The following is a 19,828-nucleotide window of genomic DNA, read 5'->3' on the forward strand; positions in this document are numbered from 1 at the left end:
TGCGCTGGGAACCATCATCGGTTGTTCAACGGGAGAAAAGCATGCTGAAATCATCGATCTCGCGCCGCATCGTCGTGAAGGCGGCCGCCTGTCTTGCGCTTGCCGCCACGTCGCTTGCGTCGCTGCCCGCTCATGCGGAGACCACACTCGAACGGGCCAAGAAGGACGGCTACATCCGCGTCGGCTTCGCCAATGAGGCACCGTTCGGCTTCGCCACGCCCGACGGCAAGCTGACCGGCGAGGCGCCGGAAGTCGCCAAGGCGGTGCTCGCCAAGATGGGCATTCCGCAGGTCGACGGCGTGCTGACCGAATTCGGCTCGCTCATCCCGGGTCTCAAGGCCGGCCGCTTCGACATCATCGCAGCCGGCATGTTCATCAATCCGAAGCGTTGCGCCGAGATCAATTTCTCCGAACCGTCCTACGGCATCGGCCAGGCCATGCTGGTGGTCAAGGGCAATCCCAAGGGCGTGAAGGACTACTCCAGCATCAAGGACAATCCGGACCTCAAGCTCGCTGTCATGGCCGGCGCTGTCGAAGGCGGCTACGCCAAGGACGCGGGTGTTGCCGCGGGGCAGATCGTCTCGTTGCCCGACCAGTCCAGTCTGGTCGCGGCTGTCCAGGCCGGCCGCGCCGACGCCGCCGCACTGACCGCGCTTTCGATCGCCGACATGGCCAAGAAGGCCGACGGCGTGGAATCGACGAAACCATTTGGCGAGGTTAACGGCAAGTCGGTGAAGGGCCATGGCGGCTTCGGCTTCCGCAAGGAAGACACCGATCTGCAAGAGGCCTTCAACGCCGAGCTGAAGAAATTCCTCGGCTCGCCTGAGCATATCGCCCTGGTCGAGCCGCTTGGCTTCGGCAAGGACTACCTGCCGAACAAGACCACCGCCGAGCTCTGCGCCGGCAAATAGGGTCCCAACTGCTGGGGGGCGCCAAGGCGCCGCCCCTTTTTCGGAGACGCAGATGGGAATCCGCACGCTTGTAGCGATGCTGGCGGTTGCACTCGCCGTCATCGGTGTCCTGGCGACACAGCAGGCCTACAGCCTGTTTCTGCCTGGTCTGCTGCAGGGCGCGGTCTTGACGATCGAGATCGCCATCCTTGGCAGCCTGCTCGCCGTCGTCATGGGCGTGCTTGCCGCGCTCGCCCGGCTTTACGGCCCGGCGCCGCTCAGATGGCTGGCAACAGTCTATGTCGAGATCTTTCGCGGCACCTCGGCGCTGGTGCAACTGTTCTGGCTGTTTTTCGTGCTGCCGCAATTCGGCGTCACGCTGAACGCATTCCTGGTCGCCGTCATGGCGCTTGGCCTGAACGTCGGCGCTTACGGATCGGAGGTCGTACGCGGCGCGATCCTGTCGGTAGCCCGCGGCCAGTGGGAGGCATGCACGGCATTGAACCTCTCCCGCCCGCAAATGCTGCGCCGGATCATCCTCCCGCAGGCTTTCGTCGCCATGATCCCGCCTTGGGGCAACCTGTTCATCGAGCTTCTCAAATCGACTTCGTTGGTCTCGCTGATCACGCTCTCCGACCTTGCCTTCAAGGCGCAGCAGATGAACCAGAACACGTTCAAGACCATTCCGATCTTCACGCTCGTCCTGCTGATGTATCTCGCCATGTCGCTGGTCCTCACCATCGGCATGCGGCTGCTCGAACGGCGTGCATCGGCCGGTCTGGCGCGGGGGAAGGCAGCATGATCTGGGACTGGAGCTTCACCCTCGAAATCCTGCCGGTGCTGGCGCAGGCAGCCATCGTTTCGGTGGAGGCGACGCTGATCGGCTTCGTGCTCGCCGCCACCCTCGGCCTGGTGCTGGCCGTCGTGCGCATTGCGGTGCCATGGACCGGCTGGACGATTTCGGTGCTGGTCGAGCTGATCCGTTCGACACCGCTGCTCATCCAGATATTCTTCATCTACTTCGTTTTCCCGAAATTCGGCCTGGTGCTCGATGCCTTCACCGCCGGGGTGCTTGCCATCGGCATCCATTACGCCGCCTATTGCTCCGAGGTCTATCGCGCCGGTTTCGACAACATCCATCGCGGCCAGTGGGAAGCCTCGATCGCACTTAATCTGTCGGCCTGGACGACGTTCCGCGACGTCATCATCCCGCAGGCGATCCCGCCAATCGTTCCGGCGCTCGGCAACTACCTCGTCGCCCTGTTCAAGGAGACGCCGCTGCTTTCCGCGATCGCCGTGATGGAGCTGATGCAGACCGCCAAGATCATCGGTTCCGACACTTTCCGCTACACCGAGCCGATCACGCTGGTCGGCCTGTTCTTCCTTGCCATGAGCCTGGTGTCGGCCGCGCTCATCCGCGCTCTCGAACGCCTGCTCAACCGGAGGTCCACGCGATGACGGAACAACCGATGGTCCGTTTCGAGAATGTTTCGAAACGCTACGGCTCGGTCACCGTTCTCGACGGGCTCAATCTTGAAATCGCGCGTGGCGAAAAAGTCTCGGTCATCGGCCCGTCCGGCTCCGGCAAGACGACGGTGCTGCGCATGCTGATGACGCTGGAGACGATCAATGACGGCGTCATCTGGGTCGAGGGCGAACCGCTGACCCACATGAAGAAGAACGGCAAGCTCGTGCCTGCCGACCTTGCCCATATTCGCCGTATCAGGGCGAAGATCGGCATGGTGTTCCAGTCCTTCAATCTGTTCCCGCATATGACGGCGATGGCCAACTGCATCGAGGCGCCGATGACGGTGCTTGGCATGAAGCGGTCGGATGCCGAGGCGCGCGCGGCCGAGCTGCTGGAACTGGTGGGGCTGGCCCAGAAGAAGGATCACTACCCGTCCCAGTTGTCCGGTGGCCAGCAGCAGCGCGTCGCCATCGCCAGGGCGCTGGCCATGCGGCCCAAGATCATGCTGTTCGACGAGGTCACGTCGGCCCTCGACCCGGAGCTTGTCGGCGAAGTGCTGCAGGTGATAAGGCAGATCGGTCGCGAGCACGATCTGACGATGCTGATGGTCACCCACCAGATGGGTTTCGCCAAGGAGTTTTCCGATCGCGTCTGCTTCTTCTACCAAGGCAAGATTTGCGAACAGGGGCCGCCTAGCGAACTGTTCGGGGCACCCAAGAACGAGCGGACACGGCAATTCCTGCATGCTGTCCTGGAGGCTGGATGACGCTTGAGACAGATGCCACGCCCCTAGCCGTGCCCCTGCGCCCGCTCTCGGCGCGCGAGCGGTTCGAGCGCATCTACCGGATCTTGCGCGACCGCATCTGCCTGCTGGACTATGCTCCGGGAAGCCATCTCTCCGAGGAAGAACTGGCCCAGGAATTCGAGATCAGCCGGACACCGGTTCGACGTGTGCTGGCGCGGCTGGAATCCGAGGGTCTCGTTCAATCCGTCCATGGCGTCGGCACGATCGTCACCGATGTCGATATCGAGGAATTGCAGCAGGTCTACCATCTGAGGCTGGAATTGGCGCTGCTCGTCGGCAAGCTTTCGCCGATCCCGCGCACAGCGGAGGATCTCGATCGGATTAGGGCGCTTATCGCGCGCTGCGACTCCGATATCCTCAACCCCGATCAGCGCGCCTTTCTTCGCCTCAATATGGATTTCTTCTACGAACTCACCGCGATGACCGGCAACCAGCCGCTGCGCGAGATCAGCGAGCGCCTGTATTTTCAGGTCGCGCGGGTCGTCCTGAAGATGATGCCGCAGCTCGGCCTTGTCGAAGAATTCACTGCCTTTCGCCGGGAAATGGAGGAGGTCCTGGCCGCTGCGGAAATCGGAGATTGGGAGTCGATCGGCCATATAAGGCGCGCCCATATCTCGATGAGCTTTCGCCGCATGATGCGCCACGCGGGCGAGATCACCGATTTCGACAAAAATGCGTGATCGGCGGTTCGTGATCGGCGCACCGGTCAGCGATCGATCTCCCCAAACACGATATCGAGCGATCCGATGATCGCTGCAACATCGGCGATCATGTGCCCGCGGGACAGGAAATCCATCGCCTGCAGATGCGCAAAGGACGGCGCGCGGATCTTGCACCGATAGGGAACATTGCTGCCGTTCGAAACCAGATAGACGCCGAACTCGCCTTTCGGAGCCTCGACCGCGGCGTAGACCTCTCCGGCCGGCACGCGATGCCCTTCGGTATAAAGTTTGAAATGCTGGATGGTCGCTTCCATCGATCGTTTCATCCGGGCGCGCGGCGGCGGCGTGATCTTCTGGTTCGGGATGGCCACGGGCCCCTGGCCTTCCGGCAACCGCAGCTTGTCCAGGCATTGCTTCATGATCCGGACCGATTGGCGCATTTCCTCCATGCGAACGAGGTAGCGATCATAGCAGTCTCCATTCTTGCCGACCGGAATGTCGAAATCCATTTCGGGGTAACATTCGTACGGCTGTGCCTTGCGCAGGTCCCATGACGCCCCCGATCCACGCACCATGACGCCGGAAAAACCCCAGGCCCAGGCATCATCCAGCGAGATGGCGCCGACATCGACATTTCGTTGCTTGAAAATACGACTGCCGGTGAGCAGATCGTCGAGATTTTCGCAGACCTTGAGGAACGGGTCGCAGAAGGCCCAGATGTCGTCGAGAAGCTTCGGAGGCAGGTCCTGATGCACGCCGCCGATCCTGAAATAGTTCGCATGCATGCGGGCGCCGGAGGCACGCTCGTAGAAGACCATCAGCTTCTCGCGCTCCGCAAATCCCCAGAGCGGCGGTGTCAGCGCGCCAATATCCATGGCCTGTGTCGTGACATTGAGGAGATGCGACAGAAGCCGGCCGATTTCGCAAAACAGGACGCGGATGAGCTGTCCGCGCCTGGGCACCGATATTTCGAGCAATTTCTCGGCGGCAAGGCAGAAGGCATGCTCCTGGTTCATCGGCGCGACATAGTCGAGCCGGTCGAAATAGGGCAGGGCCTGCAGATAGTTCTTATACTCGATCAGTTTCTCGGTGCCGCGGTGAAGCAGCCCGATATGCGGATCGGCGCGGTCGACGATCTCGCCATCCAGTTCGAGCACCAGCCGAAGAACGCCGTGCGCGGAAGGATGCTGCGGTCCGAAATTGATGGTGAAGTTGCGAACGGCGGCTTCGGCCATGACGGCTCTCTGCAAGTGCGTTTATTGGCAAGTGCGTTTATTGGTTTCGCAGCGTGATTCGGCCGGCGCCGCTCAAGTCGTCGTCTGGATGATCAGCGTCAAAGTGCCATCACCATCGATGTTCGCCGCGACGACCTGCGAGGAGTTGAGCCCGTTTGCCCTCAATACCGAGCTTGCCTGAGGCGAAGCATCGATGGAGTTTTGCAGCCGAAGCAAGTCCTTCGCGCTGGTCTGATTGATCACGGCATCCGCCTGTGCCTTGATTTCTGCAGGCAAATCCTCGACCGCGACAACGGCGACGCCGGTGAAATTCAAATCAGGAGAGCCTTGATCGGGCAGCGTCTGCTCCGGTTGGACTTCCCCCTGCGGTGACGTCATCTGGGGGAGCTGCGGCGCGATGGTTTGCCCATGGATGGGCTGAGTGATGACCGCCCCGGAAAGTGCGATGGCTATCGTCAAAATCCGCATGGTCGCTCCTTCATCCTCTCGAGAGACATCGAAAGAAACCCCTATGCCGGGGGGATGGTTCCGCAACTCTGACCACATCGGGACGTTTTTGCCCGGCAAACGTCTGATGGGATTTGGGAGGAATGCGGCTAGCGCTTTCCGGCCTTCGGTGTTGGAGACCGCAGCAGCAGAGCGAGCGGCACGAGGATCGCCGTTGCTACCGCGCAATACCGAAAGACATCGACATAGGCGAGCAGTGAGGCCTGGCGCGCTATCAGCTGCCCGATCCAGCCGATCGCCTGCTGTTTTGCCTCGACCATAGGCGAGCCTTGAGCCACGAAGTGCTCGGTCGCCTGACGCAGCACCTGCTGGTAGGCCGGCGACGACTGTGCCGTGTGGCCGACGAGGTGTGCCTGGTGGAGTTGCGCGTTTTGGGCGATCACCGTGTTGGACAAGGATACGCCGATGCTGCCGCCGATATTGCGGGCGACATTGATCAGCGCCGATGCCTGGTTGGTCTGCTGCGGCGCCAGCCCGACATAGGCCGCGGTCGAAATGGGGATGAACAGGAACGGCAGGCCGATCATCAGGAAAACGCGCGCAAAGGCAAAAAAGCGGAAGCTGGCGTCCGGGGTCAGCGCCGTCATATGCCACAGGGCGATGGCGACAGCGGACATCCCCGCCATGATCAGGTATTTGGGTTGGACGATGCTGCCGGCAAATCCGGAAATCGGCATGAGTATCAGCATGGCGATGCCGCCCGGCATCATCGAGAGGCCCGACAGGGTCGCCGTATAGTCAAAGGCGGTCTGCTGCAGCTGCGGCATCAGCTGCGTGGTGCTGAACAGCACCGCGCCCACGGCCATCATCACCAGGAACGACGTGCCGAACTGGCGGCTGAACAGCAAGCGGATGTCGACGACCGGATCGCGGTGGTTGAACTCCCAGGGGATCAGCAGCAGGAACGAGATCGCCGAAATCACCGCGAAGGTCGTGATGAAGGCCGACGCGAACCAATCGTTGCGTTGGCCCTCGTCGAGAAAGATTTCCAGACAGCCAAGCGCGGTGGCCACCAGAACGAACCCGACCCAATCTATTCTGAGGCCGCCTTTCAATCGCTCCAGGCGTTCGCGTTCAAGCACATCAGGTTCGACGACCAGCCACTGCACCAGGGCCAGTGACATGATGCCGAACGGGACGTTGATGAAGAAGATCCAATGCCAGGAGAAATGATCGGTCAGCCAGCCGCCGATGGTCGGCCCCACCGTCGGCGCGACGATGACGGCGATGCCGTAGAGCGCGAACGCCTGAGAGCGTTTTTCGGGCGGGAAGGTGTCGGCGAGAATCGACTGTTCGCTGGGTGCCATGCCACCGCCGCCGAGGCCCTGCAGGATCCTGAAGACGATCAGCAGTTCCAGGTTGGGCGCCAGCCCGCACAGCAGCGATGCGATGGTGAAGGTCGCCACGCAAAGCATGTAGTAACGCTTGCGGCCGATGACGCTGGCCAGCCAGCCGCTGACCGGGATGATCACCGAATTCGCCACCAGATAGGTGGTGATCACCCAGGTGCTTTCATCCATACCGGCCGCCAGGCTGCCGGCGATGTTGCGCAGCGCGACGTTGGCGATGGAGGTGTCGAGCACCAGCATGAAGGTGGCGATCGAGACGACGATTGCAATCAGCCAGGGATTGCGCCCACCGGCGGCGGATCTGCTTTCGCTTTGCGCGCCGGCCATCTCGCCACTCACCGCACCTTGACGGTCGGCACCACCGACAGGCCCGGTCCCAGCAGCACGCCCGGCGGTTTGTCGAAGACGATCTTGACCGGCACGCGCTGCACGACCTTGACGAAGTTGCCGGTGGCATTCTCGGCCGGCAGCAGGCTGAAGGCGGTGCCGCTGCCCGCCTGGATACTGTCGACGCGGCCATGGAAGGATTTTTCAGGATAGGCGTCGATGTCGATGTCGACCGGCTGTCCAGGCCGCATCAGATCGAGCTGCGTTTCCTTGAAATTGGCCTTCACCCAGACCTCGTCGGGAACGAACATCATCAGCACCTGGCCGGGCTGGGCATAGGTGCCCTGGCCAACCGAGATGCTGGTTGCATGCCCGGCAACCGGCGCGGTGATTGCGGTGCGCGACAACGTGGTGTGCGCCTGGTCCTGGCTCGCCTTGGCTTGGTTGAGCTTGGCTTCGGCGCTCTTGTCCCGTGCCTGCAGGACCACGATCTGGCTCTTGGCGGCAGCCGCGTTGGCTTGGGCGCTGTCGAGAGCAGCCTGATCCTGGCGCAGCGTTGAAGCGGCCTGCTGGGCCTGCTGCTGCGTGGCCGTGCCCTTGGCCAGGAGCTCGCGGTTGCGCCGATCCTCGGCCTTGGCGAAATCGAGCGCCGCCTGGGCCTGGACCACCTGTTTCTGCGCGGCGTCGATCTTTGCGTTCTGAGCTTCGATCTGGGCTTGGACGTCGGCAATCTCGGCCTGTGCCGCGGCCACGCCTGCGTCGGCCTGCTTGAGGTTAGCCTGATAGTCGGCGTCGTCGATGCGCAACAGGATATCGCCCGCCTTGACCGGCTGGTTGTCCGTTACGGCGACGTCGGTGATACGGCCTGATATCTCGGCGCCGATGGTCACCGTGCGGGCGTCGATGAAGGCGTCATCGGTCGATTCATACTGGCGGGCGTTCAGCCACCACATGACGAGCCCCGCCGCGACCAGCAGCAGGACAATCAGGATAGCGATTGACAGGTAGGGACGCCGCCGCGGGAGGCTCAGCAGGCCAGGCTTCGCCTGCCCTGCGTTCTTGTCGCCCGCCTCATTCTCCGGGGGGTCGGTTTGCGCCGCAGCCCCTTTGCGTTTGGGCGAAGGGCGTGGCTTCGCCCGGCTCGAAGCTTCGCGCTTTTTGTACGTTTCATCCGGTTCTTTTGTCTGGGTTTTCGCGTCCACGGGAAAACTCTCGAGCAAAGGGTGCCGCCCGCTTTGTGGAGCCGAGTCAACGGCAGCTGGCCATAAAAGTTCCTGACGAAGGGTGCGACGGGCGCATTGCAGGTCTATTCTTCAGGTGCGGTGGCGGGGGCGGTGTAGCGGCGGCGCACGGCATCGAGCACCTGCTTGCGACTCTCCTCGGCCGACAGCGTTTTGTCCTTCTCCGCTTCGGCGGTTTCGCGCGCCAGGTCCTTGTCCCTGATCTGGTTGCGGAACCATTTGGAATAGTCGCCGGCACGCAAGTGAAACTCCCAGGTCTTGTCGTCTATGCCTTCGGCGATCTGGGCGAAAATCATCAGATTGTGAGCCCTGAGGTTCATTGCGTCGTCTGGGCCGTGGAAATAGAAGCTGCCTGCCTCATCGAGCTGGCCTTCGGCATATTTGCGGCTGTGCCGCTTCAGCGATTGGCGTGGCTCGACGACCTTGACCGTGGCGATTTTCTTGCGTTTCTGGGGCCGCCAGAACAACACGCGCTCGCCCTTGGGCGAGGACATGTCCTTTGGCGGGTCGATGCCGATTTCGCGGCAGAAGACCTTCACGACGTTCTTCGCCTTGGGGCCAAGGGCAACAATGGCTGTTACCAGTCGCAGCGCATCGGTCGAGATCGCTTCGGGATGGACCGTGATCAGGACCGTGCCCGGCAATTCCAGTGACAGGACCGCACGCGTATCTTCGCGCCGCTTGGGAAGAAGATGGTGCGCTTCATCGATGACCAGCCAGTGCGGTCTGGCCGTCCGGCGGCGGAAACTGCCGAGGTCGGGCAAAAGGTCGACAAAGAAGTCCGGCCGCTCGTTGACGCGCAGCGCCAGCCCGTTGACGACGACATTGCTGTCGGCCTTGGCGATCAAGTCCAGCACTTGCGCTTTTGTCGGTGCGCTTGATCCGTCGCCCATCCGGACGGCGCCCTCGAGGCCGTCATAGTCGCCCTCGGGATCGAACACGCAGAACTGAAATCCGCTCTCGACGAAGCGTTCCGTCAGCGCCGTGGCCAAGGTGGATTTGCCGATGCCCGAACTGCCGGCGATCAGCACCGTATCGGTCGGCGACAAATAGACATCGTCGCCGGCGGCCGATCCCAGAACAATGCCGTCATGCCGTCTCGAAACGATCTCGTGATCGTGTTTGATCAGTTTGTCGACCAGTTGCTCGACGCCTTTGCCGCGTGCGCCTGGCATGACCAGATCGGCGGTGTTCTTGACGGCGGGAATCGCGTTGTCCACGGCGACGCTGCAGCCGCACGCTTGCAAGAAGGCATGGTCGTTTTCGGCGTCGCCGACGCCGACGACATTGTGTGGCGAGAGCCGAAGATCCTGAAGCGCGACGATCAGTCCGGTGGCCTTGTTGATGCCGCTCGGCAGAACCATCACCGCGCCCTTGTTGAAGATGATTTCGAGCTCCAGGCCGGTCTCCTTGATGACGTCGAGCACTGTCGCCTGATGCGGCTCCCATGTCGCCACGATCGAGCGCCCCACCGAAAGCGGCTTGACGCCGAGCTTCTTCAGCCGGGCGACGAATTTGGGATCCGGCGCGGGCGAGATCGCCCGCTCTTCCTCGCTTGCCGGCGTGTAGATCAAGGCGCCATTTTCAGCGACCACCTTGTCGAACAGGCTGACTTCGGGAAAGACGCGTTTGAGATCGGGCAGTTCGCGCCCGGTGACCAGAACCAGCTTGCGGCCGCTTTTCTTGAACCGCTCCAGGGCAGCGAGCGTTTTCTTGGAGACGATCCCGTCATGAGCCAGCGTGCCGTCATAGTCAGTCGCCAAGGCGATGAAGTACATTCCGCCCGCCTTTCATCGTTGCCAGGTTGCGTTGAACTCAGGCTAGAACGAATGATCGGGATAAAGGCTCCCATTCGCAGGAGCGCCGGGAATCATTGGTTTCCCAAAAGAGTGGTGGTGTCCTTGCCTCTGAGATCCGGGCGGTCTCCGAATTGGTCGTCCATGGCGCGTTTCAGATGCTCGACCTGTCGCCATTCAGTTACGAGCGCATACCGCGCAATGAATCCTTTCTGGAAGAAGCGGTGATCTGAGCATCGTCCCAGCGGAGCGCGGTCAGTCTACCTGTCACGTGGATTGCCGAATTTTGCGTCGCGCTTCCTTGAATAACGATCGATGCGCGGCAGCTTGTCGTCAAATGCGACCCAGGGCAGCCTGAGCTCCCAATAGGCGTGAGCTTGTGGGCGCAACCCTTCAGGTCTGTCGAAGAAGCCGATCGTCAGATAGAGTTCGTCCGGCAGGCCTTCGTCGCTGTAGCCGATGGAACTCCCGCAGTCGGGGCAGAAGGTACGGACCACGCCGGGTGTCCTCGAAAAGCTTGTCGGAGTTCCCTTCAAAAGCCGGAATTGGTCGGGCCGATACCCGACCCAGACCGTGAGCGGACCGCCAATGGCCCTACGGCAATCGTCGTCGTGGTCGTAGCAAATCCAGAAAGGCTCGCCGTCCATGGCGGCGGCTATCGCACCGCAGAAGCAAGTCCCTGTCTCGCGCCGCGTCATCCGTCACTCCCTGGTGCCGAAGCATCCGTCGCGTTCCGATCTCCCGGATTGGCCATGCGGCCGCTCCCGGGAAAGGGCAAATCCCTGATATCAGGCGTCGTGATGCTCGGGCATGTTTTTGAGCTGATCCTTGGTCCAGTTGGTCACCGCGTGGACATCGCCATCTTCATCGCGCATGAAATCCAACTGGCTCGCGGGGACGGCCACCGGCTTGGCGCCGATGCCGAGAAATCCGCCGACATCGATCACCACCTGACTGCCGGCTCCGGAACCATGAACATGGGAAACGGTGCCGACCTTGTTGTCGTCAGTGTCGTATATCGTGGCGTCTTGCAAAATGGCAGGCGTCAATTCTGCGCTCGTGAGGCGGACGTGATTGGTGTGGTCCATCGTTCAAGTCTCCTGTTGGGACGGGATAGTTGAACCACCCAGCGAGGCAATCGTTCCGAACGATTTTGGTGGTCTCGGATGGATGGACTGCAGAGCCGCCCGAATTGAGCCATGGCCCGATTTGACTCGCCAAGGTCTGTACGAAATCGTACAAAGAGAAAATGGTTCGCGCGACGCTTGGGAGAGGCGATCGCGCTTTGGCCGGCACGAGGATGTCATGGCGAAAGAACCTGAGCGCCCGGGGCTGACGGCAGAGACGGTGCGCGCTCTTGCGCGGGATTCGGGCGCTACGGAACAGCAGATACGTGAAATAATATCGCTGGTCGGCTTCGATCGCGCCTCCATCCTGCGCGAGGCTCGTCTTGTGGCCAAGGATGGATAGCCCGCGAAGCCGCGATTTTTCCACAGCAGTAAATGTCGGTTTTATACCAACGCGCTAGCCCTCCTAGTGCTGTGTGAAGCGCAGTCTATGGTTCGTCACCGTCCGCTCGTTCGACGGGCGCGGCCGGCTAAGAGATGCGAGTGCTCTTGCCCAAGGGAGAGAGTCTCGTGGATCACCAGATCCTGCAAGCCAAGAGCGAATTGTTGCGCCGGATGAGCGTGGACGATTTCGCGCGGCTGAAGCCGCATCTCCAGAGCGTCTTCCTGGAGCTGCGCGCGCCGCTGGAAACCGCGGGTCAAAAGATTGAAGCTGTCTACTTTCTTGAAAGCGGGCTGGCATCGGTGGTGGCGAAGACATCGGCGAAGACCGAAGCAGAAGTGGGCATAATTGGCTTCGAAGGAATGACCGGCTCGGCGCTGGTGATGGGGGACGAACAGGCGAACTTCGACTGTTACGTGCAGTCGACGAGTGAAGCGATCCGCATACCGGCTGCCCCATTCGTCGAAGCCCTGGAGGATAGCCCGACGCTGCGGCCGTTTCTGTTGCGCTATGTCCAATATCTTCACGTCCAGACCAGCTACACGGCAGCGATCAACGCGCGGCAAAGCCTGGAAGTTCGCCTGGCCAGGTGGCTTTTGATGTGCGGCGACCGCACTGTCGGCGACAGGCTCGTGATAACCCATGAATTTCTGTCCATCATGCTCGGCGTCAGGCGCCCTGGAGTGACTGTCGGGCTGCAGATGATCGAGAGCTACGGGTATATTCGTGCGCGTCGCGGAGAAATCACGATCCGTAGTCGTGATGGCCTGCTGACGTTGGCGCGAGAGGCTTATGGACCACCCGAAGCCCAATATCGCCGGCTGGTCGGGGACCTGGGCTCAAAGAACCCCGCAAGACAGGAACGGCCTCCCACGTAAGCGTTGAGGGAAGGGGACGAACGCGTCTCCGGCTGGGATCGGATCAGGTCGCTTTGCGAGTGGCCGACGCGATGATGCCGGTGAGACACCATTGCCTAAGCCCGCGTCGGCCACTGCGGCATGAATTGGGGATGCCGCGTGGCCAATCTAGCGTTCCGCAAAAAGCCTGCAACGAACGATCGAGGTTTGGTAAGAACTGTACATAGCCGGGCAACGCATTGCATGCCGGGCAAATGGGTCACACGGCCTGTTCGATGCCGTGGAGATCGCGGCCTCTCCCGCGATCGCGCTCAGAAACTCGCCACAGGTTCTGCACCTGACAGCTGTTCTTCCGCCGAGCGGAACATGTCCTCGAATGCCAGCTCGGTTTCAAACACGGTGCTTCCGACACTGATCGCCAGGACGTCCTCGCTGCCCTTGGGCGCGAAATAGACCCGCGCGACGCCTGCCCGGATCCGCTCACCAATGTCCTTGGCCTCGGCTTCGGTCGCTCCGGGGAGGAAGACGCCGAACATCGATGTTCCTATGCGCCCCACCATATCCTCCTTGCGGACAGCGGACTGTATGGCCGAGGCAACGAGCCGCAAGGCCTCATCGCCCCAGCCGGGGCCGAAGCGAAGATTGATGGATCGAAGATGTTCGGCGTGGATCGCCAGGAAGGCGCCCGAGCGTGGCCCCGACGCCGATGGCCTGGCTGTGCGCCGCTCGATCATCGAGGTGAAAACCGGACCATTCAGGCAGCCTGTCACCCTGTCATAGGTTCCAGACCTGTTGAGTTCCCGCCGGTAGCCGCGGATCTGGGTCTGCTTCCAGCCGATCAGCACGAAAAGCGGCAGCCCAATGATCAGCGGCAACAGCACCGCGGTGACCATGCTGCGCCCGAACGGCGTCAGGGCCTCGCTGAACAACAGCAGGTAGTTGAGGCCGACGGAGAGGCCAAGGCTCCCGGCTGTCCCCAGAAGGGTGAGCCAGGCGACGCTCTTCCACGCTGGGACGGTGGCGGTCGCTGCGGTTTGTGCCATTGGCAATCTCCTGTCAGATCAGCCAATATAGCCGGGCACCGCGCAATTTCAGTTTCGGCAAACCATACAATTTGATCGATGTGGAAGCCTCCTCGATCCTGGCAGCCTATTGCGGAGGGCCGAAGATCCCCATCTGCGTCTCCTCGGCGACCGCCTGCGCCTTGCCATAGATGCCGGTCGGCAGCGCCATCGCCCAGCCGTTGGACACAAGCCAGGCGCCGGCGTCCTGCTTGCCCAGACTGCACGGCGCGGCGATGGCGAAACGCTCGATGTCCGGCGGTACGAAACATTTCAGCGCGCGTCCCCGCAGCCAGGAGTTGAAGGCGGCACGTGCGCGCTGGCCGCAAGGCCAGGCGACATCGTGAAACGAGCAGGTCCTCTCCGGCTCGATGCTCGCGACGCCACCGATGATCACTTTGCGTCCCATGGATTCGAAAGTCGCCGACGACGTGGCGACCGGACGGAAGAGCAGGGTTTCGCGCCAGTCACGGGGCCTCGGCCTTTTGGGGGGCACGGCGAGACCCAGATCGCCGAGCGGCGGCCGGGCTTCGGCCCGCTCGATTTCGGACAAGTCGATCGGCGGCGGCGCGACGAGGCTCTCGGCAACCCTGCGCGCGTCTCGCCATGGACCGTCGGGAACGGCCGCGACCACAGGGGTTGGATGGTTGCCGGCACGCTCCATTTGGGGCGCGGGGGCAGGCCGGTCGATCGCAAGCAAGGCTCCGGCCTGCATGATCAGGACAATCCCGAGCACGAGCTCGAAGCCTCCGACCGCGATAACCCAGCGTATGCGCCCGGGCATGCCCATCACGCCGGCGCAGCGTTCGAGCAAGGCCCCGTCACCGGCCGTTCAGAAACCAGAGGTCGATTTGGCAACCAGTTTGAGCGCACCTTTCTGAACCTGATAGAACGGCATCGATCTTTGGCTGGATCCGTCGGCCCGAAAGCGGAACAGGCCGGTCGATCCGCGAAATCCGTTCGGGTTTTCGAGAACCTGTTTGCTGAAACCGTCGGGTCCGACCGCGCTGGCAATTCCCGCTGTCAGGGCAACCATATCATAAGCGTAGGCTACATTGACGTCGGCGGGATAATTGTACGTCGTCCTGAAGCGGTCGGCGATCGGCCCGGTTTCGCTCGAATCGAGCGTGGCGATATACGCGCCTTCAAACAAGGGATCGATGGGGTGCTCCAGCCAGCGGTTCGTTCCCACGACAGAGATCGCTTTTCCCGGAATGCCCTTCGATTTGAGGGCGGCAAGCACGGGGGAGGGGCTGCTGTCACCGCTGGCAACGATGACCGCGTCGGGGGTGTCCACGAGCGAGCCCATCTCGTCGACCGCCTTCGCGGCACCGTCGCCCGAATAGGGGACAGTGACCGCCAGCGTGGCGCCATAGATGCTGAGGCCGTTGGCGACCCGTTTCTCGACGGCGGCGGCGTTTTGGCCACCCGCGACAAGCAATACGAACTTCTTGCTGCCTTTGGCGGCAAGCCCCGCCGCACCTGCCGCCGCGCTGTCCGCTTCGCTGAGCGGCACGGCATAAACCCCGGCACTGCCGGCGAAATTGTCGGCAAGTGCCAGAACCGGTGGCCGTTTCGATCCCGACAGCGTGGCGATGTGCTGAGCCGCCGGCAGCTCGGTTGGGCCGATGACGACTTTCACCCCGGTGGTGATGGCATGTACCGCCAGTTTGCCGGCCTGTGTGCTGTCGCCCTTCGTGTCTTCTATCGTCAGAGTGAGCAATCCATTGCCGATATCCGCCATCGCCAGCTTGGCCGCATCGCGCATCTTGCGGCCGTTTTCGCCTGCCGTTCCGGGTGCCGACAACGGCAGCAGCATCGTGACTTTTGCCGAACCGGTGCCTAGCGATTGGGTCGCCTGGGCTGGACCGGCACCGCCATTCTGCCCCGCCGGCGTGGCCTGCTCGGCGGGCGCGGCAATTGCCGCCGGATCGAGCACCTCGGTGACGTTGCCTTTCGACTGGCAGCCCGACAATGTCAGGGCGAGCGCGAAGGCGATTGCCGACGTCCGCGCACAGTAGACCTTTCGGCCAGCTTCCATGATTGTCCCGCCCTGTCTGCCGCCGGCTTGTTCTTCCCGGTCTGGTCTGCCACGCATGTTACGGCGGACTTGTCGCGCCGTCCTGTTGTTCTTTAGCCGCCGAAGAGCCGAGCCCTCAGGGCCCGCCAACTCGTTCGTCAGGCTCGGCGGTCGCGCGGGCCTGTCCGTCGAAGCTGACGAGGGACATCGTTCCATGGGAGGTCGTTCCAGCCCGTTGGTGCGAGCGGTCGCGACAATTTGGGCAAGAGCGGCCAACGCGATCGTTGCGGCGATCGCCCTCAACAAGGATCCGTCGGCTGGCATGATGGCCAACAGGCGCAAATTTGCCTATCCGGTCAGTGCATGTACTCGACCATGCGATCGTGAAAACACTCGCATTTGTTGAGCGTGTCCTCGTCCTTGTAGTTCGTCTTCAGATAGCCATAGGCCATGCCGCAGGCGACCTTGGCTTCCGACGCCCAGACGAAGACCGGCCGCGACGAGTTGATCCACTCCGAGCTGTTGGCCGCGGCGACGGATTCGTCCATCAGCTTCACCACCTGGGCCTTGAGATCGACGATGTTGTCGTTCAGCACCAGGTTGGAAGTGCCGACGGTCCGGCAATAGTCGCCCGTCGGGCCTTCGATGATGTCGGCGGCATTGAGCCCCGTCGACAAGATCGACAGTAGACCAGCCCCGAAAGCCACCCGCAAAATTCTATTCATGTTGCTCACCCCGTCCCTTTCGCCTTTAGGCCACGTCCTGCTTGGTACCATGGCTGTCATCATAAAGTATTTTCACCGCCTCGGCGGCACTGTGGAATGTATAATTCTCCAGCACGGCGACCGTGTGGTAGTTGTCGCCGCCGCCATTGGTATCGACCTTGACTTCCGCATTCGCCGCATTGGTTGACGACTGCGCGATCTCGAGATAGCCGCCGGCTTCGAGGTCGGTGACGCCGGCCAGGCCCTTGAGCAATGCAGAAAGATCGATCTTGTCGCCCTGAGCGCCGTCGTGGAAATCGGCGATCAGGTCGGTAACCTCGAGCGAGCCGACGGCGAAGGTCTTCGTGCCATCGGAGGCAACGGACGTTTGCGCGGGGGCAACGAGCGACGTGTCGAGTTCGACCTCGACGTAGTTGCCGGTCGTGCCGTCGGCCATGTGGAAGGTTCCTGTTCCAGTCACGGTCTGCCCATCGATTTCGCTGATCGTGGTATTCGCCGCTGTGCTGATGGACACGACACCATTGTCGGTGAGGTGCGACAATTCTCCGGTGTCGCTGATGCCGTTGGCATTGGCGTCCTTCCAGATCAGCAGGCTGCTGAACGCGGTGTCGTTGTGGTCGATGACGCCGTCATGGTTGCTGTCGAGCGAGGCCAGCGCGGCCGCGCCGTCGGCAAAATGACCGCCGCCGAAGTTCGGTGTGAAGAGCTCCGTGCCATCGTCGATCTTGCCGTCATGGTTGAGATCCATCGCCAGCATGCCGTCGTTCGAGGTGTTCCAGGCAATCTGGTCCTTCGCACCGTCGCCGTTGATGTCGAACTGGACGCCGTGGCCAATATCGGAGAAGGCGAAGCCGTCATGGTTCAGGTCGAGGATGATGGGATCGGTAGCGCTGTTGTGAACGACAAAATCTGTGCTCGTGAGCGCGGTAAGCTGCCCTTGCGTGGTGATGTTGTCGAGGGTTGCGACCTGGATGCGACCAGTGGCGTCATTCCAATTTGTGTCGAACCAGAGTTCGCCATGCCCGGTGGTCGCGTTGAAGACAAGCACATAGGTGTTGGCCGCCAACGCGGCTGTCGTGGTCGTGATTTGCGTCGACGTCTGCGCAGTGTCGATTCTCACGACATGCGCCGAGTCCCCGGCTGTGAGAGCCGAGATCGAGGCCCGTATCGAAAAGTCGCCTGCATTGAGCGTCGTGCCGGCAGAGGTTCCGATCGTATTGATGAAATTGACGCTGCCGCTTCCGGTCGAGCCGGTATCCAGCAAGCCAATCTTGTCGGTGCCAGCCACAAAGTCCTTGATGGTATCCGTTCCGGTATTGGTTGCCAGCCGGAACTGATCGGCACCGGTGCCGCCAATGAGAACATCGTTCCCTGCGCCGCCGCAGATCGTATCGTCGCCGGCGCCGCCGACTAGAGTATCGGCACCGGAAGTGCCGACCAAATGGTCATTTTGGGAAGTCCCGGCAATAGCTTCAACCGTCAGCTGACTGCCTGCTGCACCATCGATGTGAACATTGAAGGTTTGCGTGGCGGTATCGCCGTCGTGATCCGTAGTAGTTACTTTGATGTTGTTAAAGTCGATACTTGGCGGCGCAATTACAGTCTGGGAACCGACCTCAACACCATTCAAACGATACCCACCGCCGCCATTGGAGCTGTCGCTAATGACTTTCACGCCGTAGATGGCATTGCCGGCTACATAGTTGCCGGTGCCCGCGGCAGCCGACCAGTCAAGATTGCTGACCTGTATGACGCTGCCGGATGTCGTACTGAGCGACACCTGATCGTAAGTCGTCATGGTGGCATCGAGGTAAACGATGACCGTGATGTTGGCCGCCTGCATATTACCCGTGTAGCCCTGGGTTGTGAACTTGAAATCATCAATGCCATTGGGCGTGGTATTGTTGCTGTCATCGACGAATGTGAATTTTATGGATTCGCCAGCATCGTTTGCCTGGCCGGCACCTCCTTTGACAGCCCAGCCCTGTGAACTGGCATTCACCTGATCCGAACTTTGGCCCGGGGTGGCATTGCCGTCATCGCCGGTCACAACAATGTTGAAGTTGGTCGCCGCGCCCAAATTCACGAGCAGCGAACCTGCCGGCCCTCCGGCGGATGCCGCACTCCCGGCGACCGTATTGAAGACGACGTTGCCTGGCCGGTGCAGCACTTCCAGCGAGTCGGTACCGTCGGCATTCAGCGTCAGCTTGCCGACGACATTGTTCCCCTCCATCAGGTTCAATACGATCTGGGATGCCGAGCTGGAGGCAACTTGCACATTCTGCCCTGTCGCCGAAATGCTGCCAAACCCGTCCGCCCCGTACTGCCATTCGGCAAACTGGCCGGTGTAGGTGGTAGCCGCAGCCGGGTTGAGCGCTGATAGGCTGACAATGCCATCGCCGTTGCCGTCATTGACTAGGGTGAAGGCCGGCACGTCATCAACGACGTCGATCTTGACCGTGCCGTGAACCGTGTTGCCGTTCGTATCCTGCGCCGTGTAGTTGAAGCTTTCTGCACTCGCCAGCGTGTTGGCGCCCTGCACCGCGCCGCTATCGAACGGCGACGTCAGCGTATAGGTCCAGGCGCCGCTGGCCTGCAGTTGGAACACGCCATGCGCCGTGGTGGTGCTGATCGGCGTGTAAGTGATGCCGGTGCCTGTAACTGCCAGCTGGCCCGTCACCGTCTCGGCCGTGCTCGAAGGATTGGAGCCTGTCACAGTGCCACCGGCAAGGTCGGAGCCGTCCTTCGCCAAATCGAGCGCGGCTTCGTTGACCTGGCCGGTCTGGTTGACCGGGGCCAGCGTCACGTTGTTGACGGTGATGTCTAGCATCGTCGTCGAGGTGTCGCCGTCCGCATCCTTGATGGTGTAGACGAAGTGATCGACCGCATTCGTAGTTACCGTGTCGGGATCTGCCTTGTAAATATATGAGCCGTTCGCCTGCAGCGTCAGCGTGCCATAGGCACCGTGGATGCCCAAGCCCAAGCCCCCACTCACCGGGTTCGCCGTGTTGCTGCCGGCGGCCACGCCAACCACCGCGCCGCCGGCGGCATAGCCGTCCGCGCCGGGCACGTCGTTCGACAGCACGCCTTGGGGCGCAAGCACCTGAAGCGTCGCACCTTCCGTCACATTGCCGATATCGGCGGTGGCGACAGGCACGTCGTCGACGATGGTGACGACGATGTTGCCGGCACCGTGGGTGCCGCCGATGCCGTCGACGGCGACCGCGACGGTGTCGGTGATCGTGGTGTCGTGACCCGTCGCCTTGTCGTGGGTCTGGGCGGCATTGAGCGTGTAGCTGTAGGTGAAGTCGGCCGACTTGCCGTCCGCCGCAGGCGTCACGCCGGTGATCTTGAGCGTGCCGTCGGGCGTGTTGAT

General features: G+C 61.8%; 20 protein-coding genes. 8 read left to right on the forward strand and 12 right to left on the reverse strand.

Annotation, left to right across the window (positions count from 1 at the left end; genetic code table 11):
- The first annotated feature begins 41 nt into the window (after window positions 1-41).
- From ehuB to LB568_RS28890, 5 genes are read left to right on the forward strand one after another with little or no spacing between them, the layout of a single operon-like run.
- A complete protein-coding gene (gene ehuB, locus LB568_RS28870; RefSeq protein WP_224731905.1) occupies window positions 42-911 on the forward strand; it encodes an ectoine/hydroxyectoine ABC transporter substrate-binding protein EhuB in 870 nt (289 codons plus the stop codon).
- Between the two features lie 52 nt (window positions 912-963).
- Window positions 964-1,692, forward strand: coding sequence for an ectoine/hydroxyectoine ABC transporter permease subunit EhuC (gene ehuC, locus LB568_RS28875; RefSeq protein ID WP_224731906.1), 729 nt, complete (start codon window positions 964-966; stop codon window positions 1,690-1,692).
- A complete protein-coding gene (gene ehuD / locus LB568_RS28880) occupies window positions 1,689-2,348 on the forward strand; it encodes an ectoine/hydroxyectoine ABC transporter permease subunit EhuD (RefSeq protein ID WP_224731907.1) in 660 nt (219 codons plus the stop codon). Before ehuC ends, ehuD begins: the two co-directional genes overlap by 4 nt.
- Window positions 2,345-3,124: an ectoine/hydroxyectoine ABC transporter ATP-binding protein EhuA gene (ehuA, locus tag LB568_RS28885; protein WP_318013304.1), complete on the forward strand. Its 780-nt coding sequence runs from the start codon at window positions 2,345-2,347 to the stop codon at window positions 3,122-3,124. Before ehuD ends, ehuA begins: the two co-directional genes overlap by 4 nt.
- On the forward strand, window positions 3,121-3,843 hold the full coding sequence (locus tag LB568_RS28890) for a GntR family transcriptional regulator (protein ID WP_013893774.1): 723 nt from the start codon (window positions 3,121-3,123) through the stop codon (window positions 3,841-3,843). The genes ehuA and LB568_RS28890 overlap by 4 nt, the downstream gene beginning before the upstream one ends.
- 26 nt (window positions 3,844-3,869) lie before the next feature.
- Here LB568_RS28890 and LB568_RS28895 read toward each other — a convergent pair whose 3' ends face one another.
- The 5 genes from LB568_RS28895 to LB568_RS28915 form a co-directional block, all read right to left on the reverse strand.
- Window positions 3,870-5,060 carry an NADH-quinone oxidoreductase subunit D gene (locus LB568_RS28895; RefSeq protein ID WP_013893775.1) on the reverse strand — a complete coding sequence of 397 codons (1,191 nt, stop codon included), beginning with the start codon at window positions 5,058-5,060 and terminating at the stop codon, window positions 3,870-3,872.
- Window positions 5,061-5,132: 72 nt separating this feature from the next.
- Window positions 5,133-5,528, reverse strand: a complete 396-nt coding sequence (locus LB568_RS28900) for a hypothetical protein (RefSeq protein WP_140572671.1) — start codon at window positions 5,526-5,528, stop codon at window positions 5,133-5,135.
- A gap of 128 nt (window positions 5,529-5,656) precedes the next feature.
- Complete coding sequence (locus LB568_RS28905) at window positions 5,657-7,243, reverse strand: DHA2 family efflux MFS transporter permease subunit (protein ID WP_140572672.1); 1,587 nt, start codon at window positions 7,241-7,243, stop codon at window positions 5,657-5,659.
- An 8-nt stretch (window positions 7,244-7,251) separates the two neighbouring features.
- The gene (locus LB568_RS28910; protein ID WP_224731908.1) at window positions 7,252-8,196 is read right to left on the reverse strand and encodes an HlyD family secretion protein; all 945 of its coding nucleotides are present in this window, start codon (window positions 8,194-8,196) and stop codon (window positions 7,252-7,254) included.
- Between the two features lie 353 nt (window positions 8,197-8,549).
- Window positions 8,550-10,262 (reverse strand): HAD-IIB family hydrolase, encoded by a 1,713-nt coding sequence (locus LB568_RS28915; RefSeq protein ID WP_224731909.1) that lies wholly within the window; start codon window positions 10,260-10,262, stop codon window positions 8,550-8,552.
- A gap of 95 nt (window positions 10,263-10,357) precedes the next feature.
- Here LB568_RS28915 and LB568_RS28920 point away from each other — a divergent pair, with 95 nt between their 5' ends.
- Window positions 10,358-10,513, forward strand: coding sequence for a hypothetical protein (locus LB568_RS28920; protein ID WP_224731910.1), 156 nt, complete (start codon window positions 10,358-10,360; stop codon window positions 10,511-10,513).
- A gap of 27 nt (window positions 10,514-10,540) precedes the next feature.
- On the opposite strand, the gene LB568_RS28925 is transcribed toward LB568_RS28920, so the two are convergent.
- Complete coding sequence (locus LB568_RS28925) at window positions 10,541-10,978, reverse strand: GFA family protein (protein WP_318013305.1); 438 nt, start codon at window positions 10,976-10,978, stop codon at window positions 10,541-10,543.
- A 90-nt stretch (window positions 10,979-11,068) separates the two neighbouring features.
- Window positions 11,069-11,368, reverse strand: a complete 300-nt coding sequence (locus LB568_RS28930; protein ID WP_224731911.1) for a PRC-barrel domain-containing protein — start codon at window positions 11,366-11,368, stop codon at window positions 11,069-11,071.
- Window positions 11,369-11,585: 217 nt separating this feature from the next.
- Here LB568_RS28930 and LB568_RS28935 point away from each other — a divergent pair, with 217 nt between their 5' ends.
- Window positions 11,586-11,750, forward strand: coding sequence for a hypothetical protein (locus LB568_RS28935; RefSeq protein WP_013893799.1), 165 nt, complete (start codon window positions 11,586-11,588; stop codon window positions 11,748-11,750).
- A 134-nt stretch (window positions 11,751-11,884) separates the two neighbouring features.
- Window positions 11,885-12,667: a Crp/Fnr family transcriptional regulator gene (locus LB568_RS28940; protein ID WP_181180402.1), complete on the forward strand. Its 783-nt coding sequence runs from the start codon at window positions 11,885-11,887 to the stop codon at window positions 12,665-12,667.
- A gap of 290 nt (window positions 12,668-12,957) precedes the next feature.
- Here the strand turns inward: LB568_RS28940 and LB568_RS28945 are convergent, their stop codons facing one another.
- The 5 genes from LB568_RS28945 to LB568_RS28965 all read right to left on the reverse strand — a co-directional run.
- Window positions 12,958-13,689, reverse strand: coding sequence for a GGDEF domain-containing protein (locus LB568_RS28945; RefSeq protein ID WP_224731912.1), 732 nt, complete (start codon window positions 13,687-13,689; stop codon window positions 12,958-12,960).
- 106 nt (window positions 13,690-13,795) lie between these two features.
- Window positions 13,796-14,521 (reverse strand): thermonuclease family protein, encoded by a 726-nt coding sequence (locus tag LB568_RS28950; protein ID WP_224731913.1) that lies wholly within the window; start codon window positions 14,519-14,521, stop codon window positions 13,796-13,798.
- A gap of 18 nt (window positions 14,522-14,539) precedes the next feature.
- Complete coding sequence (locus LB568_RS28955; protein ID WP_224731914.1) at window positions 14,540-16,069, reverse strand: ABC transporter substrate-binding protein; 1,530 nt, start codon at window positions 16,067-16,069, stop codon at window positions 14,540-14,542.
- A gap of 14 nt (window positions 16,070-16,083) precedes the next feature.
- On the reverse strand, window positions 16,084-16,452 hold the full coding sequence (locus LB568_RS28960) for a hypothetical protein (RefSeq protein ID WP_224731915.1): 369 nt from the start codon (window positions 16,450-16,452) through the stop codon (window positions 16,084-16,086).
- Window positions 16,453-16,477: 25 nt separating this feature from the next.
- Window positions 16,478-19,828 (reverse strand): beta strand repeat-containing protein (locus LB568_RS28965; protein WP_224731916.1); only part of this gene is annotated, 3,351 nt, incomplete at its 5' end.

The organism is Mesorhizobium sp. B263B2A, assembly GCF_020165775.1.
In the GTDB taxonomy this organism is placed as follows: Bacteria; Pseudomonadota; Alphaproteobacteria; order Rhizobiales; family Rhizobiaceae; genus Mesorhizobium; species Mesorhizobium opportunistum.

Bases quoted from the DNA above. Each gene is read 5' to 3' on its own strand.
- ehuB (WP_224731905.1), top strand. From the start codon at position 42: ATGCTGAAATCATCGATCTCGCGCCGCATCGTCGTGAAGGCGGCCGCC.
- ehuC (WP_224731906.1), top strand. From the start codon at position 964: ATGGGAATCCGCACGCTTGTAGCGATGCTGGCGGTTGCACTCGCCGTC.
- ehuD (WP_224731907.1), top strand. From the start codon at position 1,689: ATGATCTGGGACTGGAGCTTCACCCTCGAAATCCTGCCGGTGCTGGCG.
- ehuA (WP_318013304.1), top strand. From the start codon at position 2,345: ATGACGGAACAACCGATGGTCCGTTTCGAGAATGTTTCGAAACGCTAC.
- LB568_RS28890 (WP_013893774.1), top strand. From the start codon at position 3,121: ATGACGCTTGAGACAGATGCCACGCCCCTAGCCGTGCCCCTGCGCCCG.
- LB568_RS28895 (WP_013893775.1), bottom strand. From the start codon at position 5,060: ATGGCCGAAGCCGCCGTTCGCAACTTCACCATCAATTTCGGACCGCAG.
- LB568_RS28900 (WP_140572671.1), bottom strand. From the start codon at position 5,528: ATGCGGATTTTGACGATAGCCATCGCACTTTCCGGGGCGGTCATCACT.
- LB568_RS28905 (WP_140572672.1), bottom strand. From the start codon at position 7,243: ATGGCCGGCGCGCAAAGCGAAAGCAGATCCGCCGCCGGTGGGCGCAAT.
- LB568_RS28910 (WP_224731908.1), bottom strand. From the start codon at position 8,196: ATGTGGTGGCTGAACGCCCGCCAGTATGAATCGACCGATGACGCCTTC.
- LB568_RS28915 (WP_224731909.1), bottom strand. From the start codon at position 10,262: ATGTACTTCATCGCCTTGGCGACTGACTATGACGGCACGCTGGCTCAT.
- LB568_RS28925 (WP_318013305.1), bottom strand. From the start codon at position 10,978: ATGACGCGGCGCGAGACAGGGACTTGCTTCTGCGGTGCGATAGCCGCC.
- LB568_RS28930 (WP_224731911.1), bottom strand. From the start codon at position 11,368: ATGGACCACACCAATCACGTCCGCCTCACGAGCGCAGAATTGACGCCT.
- LB568_RS28935 (WP_013893799.1), top strand. From the start codon at position 11,586: ATGGCGAAAGAACCTGAGCGCCCGGGGCTGACGGCAGAGACGGTGCGC.
- LB568_RS28940 (WP_181180402.1), top strand. From the start codon at position 11,885: ATGCGAGTGCTCTTGCCCAAGGGAGAGAGTCTCGTGGATCACCAGATC.
- LB568_RS28945 (WP_224731912.1), bottom strand. From the start codon at position 13,689: ATGGCACAAACCGCAGCGACCGCCACCGTCCCAGCGTGGAAGAGCGTC.
- LB568_RS28960 (WP_224731915.1), bottom strand. From the start codon at position 16,452: ATGAATAGAATTTTGCGGGTGGCTTTCGGGGCTGGTCTACTGTCGATC.